Genomic DNA, 7,835 nt, shown 5'->3' with positions numbered 1-7,835 from the left:
CTCTCAACTCCTGTGAGGGCATTAATTATATTAACATCATGGTTGATGAGTGTCAATAGGTTTTTGTCTGTAGTTTCCCAATTTATCATCAGAAAAATACATAAAAATCATTATTATTAATAACATTGTTTTTTAAGATTATATCACTGCTTTATTATATTTTATGTAGCCCTGTCTATAATTTTTCAAAGTTCTATTTGAGGAAGGCTCTAGCTGTATCAATATTGTATTAATAATGTATATAAAATTTTTAACTATACCTAAAAATCGCCCACTTACATTAAATTCCGGGATTATCGTTATGCTATACATAGCCTATACTTAAAGTTACTACATTATTATAGCCATAAAATATATTAATAGCCTTAACTATCTCGCTTGGTATACCATCCGATAACGCTTTCTTGTTTTTATTTATATATGTATCTAGAAATATAAATAAGTCTGAACTCGGAACAGTCCTTGCACTAATTCTCGTTAACAATGAAAATTCAATAACCAAGGCTGCTTGATAAAAAAACAACCATTATATTGACGCCTGCTAATAGTATCTGGTATTATTATATGTAAATTCTCTGCTTAAATCTTTTTACACAAAAAATAAATAAACTTATTTTGAATTCGGTTTATTATATTTACATTTGTATATCATTATTTATAACATAATATTTAATTATGTATCCAAATGATATAGAAGGAGGATTTTTATGTCAAACAAAATACAAATTATAACCGACAGTACTGCATACTTTACAAAAGAAGATGCTTTAAATAAAGGAATAGAGGTTATTCCTCTATCATATACATTTGAAGAAAACAATGTAGAAGAAGGATTCCCCGGGGAGTTTCAAGTCTTTTTTGAGAAACTTGCTAAATCAAAACAATTCCCTACCACATCTCAACCATCAATATCTTCATTTAAATCAAAATTTCAAGAGATACTAAAACAAGATAAAGAAATAATTGTAATAGTATTGTCCTCTGAACTGAGCGGGACATATTCCAGTGCTTTTACAGCTGCACAACAAACCAAACCGGAAATGATATCGGTAATTGATTCTCAAACCACCGTATCAAATTTGAGAATATTGGTAGATACAGCAAATACTATGGCTCACAACGGAGAATCAAGAAAAGATATAGTAAAGGAAATAAACAGGCAGAAACAAAACATGGGAATACGTCTAACAGTGGATACTCTTGAATACCTCAGGAGAGGCGGCCGACTAACAAATATTCAAGCCTTTTTAGGATCTATCATGAACATCAAGCCAATAATTGGACTGATTGATGGACGCCTGGAGGCGGTAAGAAAAGTAAGAGGAAAAAATAAAGCGATAGAATCTATGCTTTCAGATATACCTGAAAATGTACAATATATCTTCATAAATCATGTGATGGCTTATGAAGATGCAAATGCTTTAAAAAACATAATCAAACAAAAGTTCAAAAATGCACTTATTACTGTAGATGAATTAGGACCTGTAATAGGATCTCATATAGGACCAAAAGCCATCGGTGTATGCTATAAATGGTGAATATTTGTCCTATTAAAAAGGGAATAATATTTATAAAGGGTATATACAAATTCAATATAATATACATTCAAATAAATAGTTCTGTAGAGGTGAAAAAATTTTGCTAAAGAAAACTGTAATATATACATTAATTACAATATTAGTCCTTGTACCTCTCGTTTCCTGCAATAAATCCCCCAGAAAACCTGAAAGCAATTTAAAACAACAAAAAGACTATCCTCCCAAGTCATTGAATAACATTGAGTCAAACATTGAAAAGATAATAAAAGATACAGGTAAATCCACAGTTGAGAATAAATCAAATAAAAAGATAAAATGGGAAGAAGTAGATAGAACATCAAAAAAAATACATGAGGAATGGAATTCATATGAAGTACAAGCAATTAAGAACAAAGGATCAAAAGCAGCTATAACTAATTTTGAACAGCAGTTAAATAAAATGACTGATATGATTTCCTTAAAAAATAGACAAAAAACATTTGAATCTGCAAATGAGTTATATCAATATGTACCTGATTTTTTAAAACTTTACAAGCACAATGCCCCTCCTGAACTTAAAAAGATAAAATACCATGCCCAAAAGATATTATTATTAGGAGAAAATAATAGGTGGGATCAAACAAACAGTAATTTATCGCAAATAAATGAATTATGGAATTCGTCTAAAAATAAAGTAAAGAAAGAAAACCAAGGGACCGCACAAAAAATAAGCCTATCTATTAAAGATTTTGAACAGGCTGTAAATAAAAAAAATAGCGAAATACTCAAAATTAAAAGTGAAATACTCATTAAAAATATAGAATCAGTAAGATAGAAGAATGAAAACTCATTCTTCTATTTTGGGTATTCTGTCTATCCTTTTATCGGTAAACACATCTGTTTCATCTGTGCTTTTTGTAGAAAATTCTGATATAATTGCACCTTCAGGCCCTGCTTGAAACCAATGAAATGTATCCGGCATAATTGTACACTGTTCTCCCGGATTAAGCTCGATTTCTTTAAAACATGTAAGATATTGACTATAACCTTCCGGTATCTTTGCTTTTATGTCACCCATCTTTTCCCCCGGCAGATATAGATATACCTTACCCCATCTGCATCTAAAGGTCTCTTCTTTGCCAGGCACTCCATCTACAGTAGGGTGTTTGTGCTCTGGGCATATTTGCCCGGGAAATAAAACCATCTCTTTAGCACATACTCTATCGGTATTAATATAGACCAATAACTGCAAGCCTATTTCATGCTGACGATTTAAATCAAAGTCTGCTACCTCTATTTTATCTTTTTCCTCATCTGTTATAACTATATTTGCCTTATCAAAATATTCGATAGTTTTTTGTCTGATCTTTTGGTACTGATCTCTAGTTAACATAAATAATTCCTCCTATAAAAGGAAATAAATTCTACCCTCCCCCACTTAATACATTGCTTTAATTAAGTCTGCTATATAATATATTCTACATTCTTTATAGAAGTCCTGCTTTTTTTTAAAATTAATTTATATTTTTGAAAAAATCTTGAAAAACTACACTGACAGCCCCTATAACACCCATGTCACTTCCAAAGGAAGTAGGTACTATTCTTATATCCTTGCTATGTTGCAGGTATATCTTTTTCCTTGCAAAAGAAACTGCTTTTTCAAGATATTCCGGACATTCCAATGCAAGATCCCCACCTATTACTATCATTTCAGGGCTGTATAAATTTATTATATTATATATTCCCAATCCTAAATTTCTAGCTGTTTTATGGACTATTTGTTTGCTGAGTTTATCCCCCTTATTTGACGCTGCTATAATCTGATCTACAGTCAATTTTTCTATATCCTGCACTATTTCAGTTAAAATAGTGTCAGTACCTCCTTTTATTTCGTATATTGCTGAATTTTTCATATACAATCCTGATGCCATGGCCTCTAAACAGCCATAATTACCACAGGTACATTTTGGTCCGTCTATATCTATCATCATATGTCCTATCTCGCCTGCACCATCTCTAAATCCATGATATATCTTTCCATCTATTAAAGCTCCTCCACCTATTCCTATCTTCATAGAATTTATTACAAATAAATTATTGATATCTTGGGCTCCCCCAAACCAATATTCACCTAATGCAGCTGCTACAGTCTCTTTTTCTAAAAATACAGGAACCTTAAAATGCTCATGGACTATATCCCTTAAAGGAACATTCACCAATCCCGGGAAGTTAGGAGGATTTATCAATATACCTTTTTTGTGATTATACGGACCGGGGGCTGCAATGCCTATACCTATTATCTTATCTTTAGGTATTTCAGTTTTATAGATAAGCTTATCTATAAGTCCGATCATTTGATCTATTATTATTTTCTCCTCCGATAATCTATCTATATTTACTGTTAACTTATATATCTTTTTTGCCTTTAAGTTTGTTACTATTCCGGCTATATAATTTGTGGTCAATTCCAACCCAATAACATATCCGGCATTTTGGTTTAGTTGAAGCATAATCGGCTTTCTCCCACCCGATGACTCACCTAATCCGGTTTCTTTTAAATATTCCCTTTCTAATAATTCGTTGACTATATTCGTTATAGAGGAAGATGTGAGCCCAGTCATTTGTGCAAGATTTTTTCTACTTATAGGCTCATTTTGGCGAACTGCATTAAAAACAGTTGAAAGGTTTATCTGTTTCATTTTTTCATTGTTTACATTCATTATTTTCATAGTATCAGAGAATCCTCACTTATTTAAATGCTTGAATTAACTTATTACAATTCTATCATTTCTATTTTATTTTACAAGTTTTTTATCAAACTTTTTCAGGATAAATATTGTCATCTTTTTCAAATATAAAAAAAAGTAGAAATGAGTTGCAATGATAAATCTCATTTAAATAATTTTAAAATAGCACTCTTCTTTTTATGAATAGCCAATTCATTGACTAGCTTTACTTTATCAAGGCCTTTTTTCATATAATCAAATAATTCATCTATATCTTCTCCATCATCTGGGAATGTAGCACCATAGATATAACATGCTTCAGATATTTCTGTAATTTGAATATCATTGATCATTCTTTTTACTTTTTTTTCAACTATAGGCAAACGATCCTTTTTAGTAAATGGAAATATCATCAGAATGGTTTTTGAATCATATTTTATAACAGTATCAGTTTCTCTGAAGTTTTTTCTCAGTACCTTTAAACAATCATCTATATACTCATCATTATCATTATCCCCATCCAATGTCTCAAACTCTACTAACAAAAAGGTAACAGGAAAATTACCTCTAATACCATTTTTTATTTCTTTGTTTAAATATTGTCTTAATGTATGCTCTATTATAGAATTATTTCTATCGTTCTGATGTTTTAAATTCAATAAACCGTTTATTTTTTCCAGCAAAACATCGTAATTTAAGGGACGGTAAACCGTACCGTTTATTATATAGTTTTTTATGGTAATTTTTTCATCACCTTGTATAACAATTATTGGTATAGCATTTATATCGACGTTATCATTTAATGCACTCAATATCTCTTCTAGTCCAAATTTCCTCTCAAACAAATCTATAATGATCAAATCTATATTCCTGTATATCAATATTTTGTCACTTATATCCTTTAAGTTTGCTACTTCAGCCACATTATAGTCGTTTTTCATAAGAAATCTCAATATGTCTATCCTCGTCTTTAAACAAGAAGAAATCAACATGATCTTCTCATCCATATTTTATTCCCCCGAGTTATAAAAGTATATTATCCATAAATTGTGCAGTATTAAACATGCTTTTAAAACCTATATAAAACTCGGGCATAATGCCCGAGTTTTAAACTATATATTCAAACTTTGATCCGCAAATTCAGTTTTCTTCATTTTCGAGCACCTTGGTTGCACATACTACTTTATTATCATCATCCAACTTCATCAGTTTTACCCCTTGTGTATTTCTACCGAATTTGCTGATTTCTGATGCCCTCATCCTTATTATAGTACCATCCGAACTTATCATCATTATTTCATGTTGCTCTGAAATCACTTTAATAGCTATGGGTTTACCAGTTTTTCGAGTAACATTATAGTTTATTATGCCTTTGCCACCTCGCAATTGTAACCTGTATTCTTCAATAGAGGTTTTTTTACCAAATCCATTTTCACTGACAGTGAGGATGGTGGATCCTTCACTTATAAGATCCATGCCAATAACATAATCATCTTTACGCAAATCTATCGCTTTTACTCCTTGAGATGCCCTTCCGGTATTTCTTACTTCTTCTTCCTTAAATCTTATAGCAAAACCTTCCCGGGTACCTATTACAATTTCTTGTTCACCATCTGTAAGCCTTACCCCGATAAGCTCATCATCATCTTTCAGGTTTATTGCAGCAAGTCCACTTTTTCTATTGGTATCGTATTCAATCAAACTGGTCTTTTTAATCTGACCATATCTTGTTGCCATAACCAGATTATATCCCTCTGTAAAGTCTTTGATTGGAATGACTGCTGTTATGTTTTCTCCTTTTTCCAACTGAATCAGATTTATAATAGCAGTACCCCGAGCAGTTCTTCCTGCCTCAGGAATTTCATATGCTTTTAATCTATACATTTTACCTTTATTGGTGAAAAATAATATATTGTGATGGGTGGACGTTGTGAATATACTTTCCACAAAATCATCTTCCCTGGTATTCAACCCAATTATTCCCTTTCCACCTCTTCTTTGATTTTTATACACATCGGCTAAAACTCTCTTGATGTATCCAAAATGGGTTAATGTTATAACAACATCTTCATCTTCTATCAGGTCCTCTACATCTATTTCATCTGAATCAAAGGTTATTGCCGTTCTTCTGTCATCTGAATATTTATCTTTTATCTCCATCAATTCTTCTTTTATAATACCATATAACATATCCTCGTCAGACAATATTTTCTTTAAATAATCGATTGTTTTGAGCAATTCACTATATTCCTGTTCTATCTTTTCCCTCTCGAGACCTGTCAATCTCTGAAGGCGCATATCCAATATAGCCTGAGCCTGGGTTTGGGTCAAACCAAAGTCAGCCATCAATCCATTCCTTGCAATTTCCACTGTTTTAGAAGATCTGATCAATTTTATAACTTGGTCAAGATTATCCAAGGCTACTTTTAAACCTTCTAATATATGGGCCCTTGCTTCAGCCTTATTTAAATCATACCTGGTTCTTCTAGTGATAACTTCTTTTTGATGGTCAATATAATGATAAATTAACTGCTTTAAATTGCATACTCTAGGTTCTCCATCAACTAATGCAAGCATTATGACTCCAAAAGTCACTTGCATCTGTGTATGTTTATATAAGTAATTCAACACTATATTGGGATTGCCATCTCTCTTGAGTTCTATTACTATCCTCATACCTTTTCTGTCCGATTCGTCTCTTATATCGGATATGTTCTCTACTCTTTTTTCCTTTACCAATTCAGCAATTTTCTCTATCAGTTTGGCCTTGTTTACTTGATATGGAATTTCCGTGATAACTATTCTAGATCTATTACTTGACAATTGTTCTATCTTTGCCTGCGCCCTTAATTTAATCTTACCTCTACCCGTGCTGTATGCATCTTTGATACCACCGGTACCTAGTATCAATCCTCCTGTTGGAAAGTCCGGACCTTTTATTTTTTTCATAAGCTCTTCTAAACGTATATCTGGGTTTTCTATAACTTTTATTACTCCATCAATCACTTCCCCTAAATTATGAGGAGGTATATTGGTAGCCATCCCTACAGCTATACCCGATGAACCATTAACCAGTAAATTAGGAAATCTAGAGGGTAACACAGCAGGCTCCTGTAAGGTACCATCAAAATTCGGTATAAAATCCACAGTTTCTTTATTTATATCCTTCAGAAGTTCTACAGACAATTTTGCCATACGAGCTTCTGTATAACGCATAGCAGCAGCACTATCTCCATCTACGGATCCAAAGTTTCCATGACCTTCCACTAAAAGATATCTGGTAGAAAAATCTTGAGCCATTCTTACCATACTGTCATAAACAGCTGTATCACCATGGGGATGATATTTACCTAACACGTCACCCACTATTCTGGCAGATTTTCTAAAAGGTTTATTAGGCGCTAAACCTAATTCACTCATAGCATACAAAATACGCCTATGAACAGGTTTCAACCCATCCCTGACATCAGGAAGTGCTCTACCTACTATTACGCTCATGGCATAATCTATATATGATTTTTTCATTTCATCTTCTATATCTATTGGTATGATCTTTTGTTCATTTACTCGTTCCAACTTGTGTTCCCCCTTG

General features: G+C 32.3%; 7 protein-coding genes. 2 read left to right on the top strand and 5 right to left on the bottom strand.

From position 1 onward, the window contains the following. Nucleotides 1–304: 304 nt before the first annotated feature. Entirely contained in the window at nt 305–523 is a 219-nt protein-coding gene (locus PHP06_05845) for a hypothetical protein (GenBank protein MDD3840080.1), read from the bottom strand. A 184-nt stretch (nt 524–707) separates the two neighbouring features. On the opposite strand from PHP06_05845, the gene PHP06_05840 reads away from it, so the two are divergent. Both PHP06_05840 and PHP06_05835 read left to right on the top strand, forming a co-directional pair. Beyond that, nucleotides 708–1,538 (top strand): DegV family protein, encoded by an 831-nt coding sequence (locus PHP06_05840; GenBank protein MDD3840079.1) that lies wholly within the window; start codon nt 708–710, stop codon nt 1,536–1,538. Nucleotides 1,539–1,638: 100 nt separating this feature from the next. Beyond that, a complete protein-coding gene (locus PHP06_05835) occupies nt 1,639–2,352 on the top strand; it encodes a hypothetical protein (GenBank protein ID MDD3840078.1) in 714 nt (237 codons plus the stop codon). A gap of 12 nt (nt 2,353–2,364) precedes the next feature. Here PHP06_05835 and PHP06_05830 read toward each other — a convergent pair whose 3' ends face one another. The 4 genes from PHP06_05830 to gyrA form a co-directional block, all read right to left on the bottom strand. Next, entirely contained in the window at nt 2,365–2,910 is a 546-nt protein-coding gene (locus tag PHP06_05830) for a D-lyxose/D-mannose family sugar isomerase (protein MDD3840077.1), read from the bottom strand. A 121-nt stretch (nt 2,911–3,031) separates the two neighbouring features. Further along, a complete protein-coding gene (locus PHP06_05825) occupies nt 3,032–4,246 on the bottom strand; it encodes an ROK family protein (protein ID MDD3840076.1) in 1,215 nt (404 codons plus the stop codon). Between the two features lie 161 nt (nt 4,247–4,407). Further along, nucleotides 4,408–5,250, bottom strand: a complete 843-nt coding sequence (locus PHP06_05820; GenBank protein MDD3840075.1) for a diguanylate cyclase — start codon at nt 5,248–5,250, stop codon at nt 4,408–4,410. Between the two features lie 133 nt (nt 5,251–5,383). Continuing rightward, nucleotides 5,384–7,819: a DNA gyrase subunit A gene (gene gyrA / locus PHP06_05815; protein MDD3840074.1), complete on the bottom strand. Its 2,436-nt coding sequence runs from the start codon at nt 7,817–7,819 to the stop codon at nt 5,384–5,386. Nucleotides 7,820–7,835 lie beyond the last annotated feature (16 nt).

This window comes from Clostridia bacterium, from assembly GCA_028698525.1.
In the GTDB taxonomy this organism is placed as follows: domain Bacteria; phylum Bacillota; class Clostridia; order JAQVDB01; family JAQVDB01; genus JAQVDB01.
The sequence above is the reverse complement of the archived record's forward strand: the minus strand, read 5'-3'. Positions and strand labels throughout refer to the sequence as shown.

Bases quoted from the DNA above. Each gene is read 5' to 3' on its own strand.
- PHP06_05840 (MDD3840079.1), top strand. From the start codon at position 708: ATGTCAAACAAAATACAAATTATAACCGACAGTACTGCATACTTTACA.
- PHP06_05830 (MDD3840077.1), bottom strand. From the start codon at position 2,910: ATGTTAACTAGAGATCAGTACCAAAAGATCAGACAAAAAACTATCGAA.
- PHP06_05825 (MDD3840076.1), bottom strand. From the start codon at position 4,246: ATGAAAATAATGAATGTAAACAATGAAAAAATGAAACAGATAAACCTT.
- PHP06_05820 (MDD3840075.1), bottom strand. From the start codon at position 5,250: ATGGATGAGAAGATCATGTTGATTTCTTCTTGTTTAAAGACGAGGATA.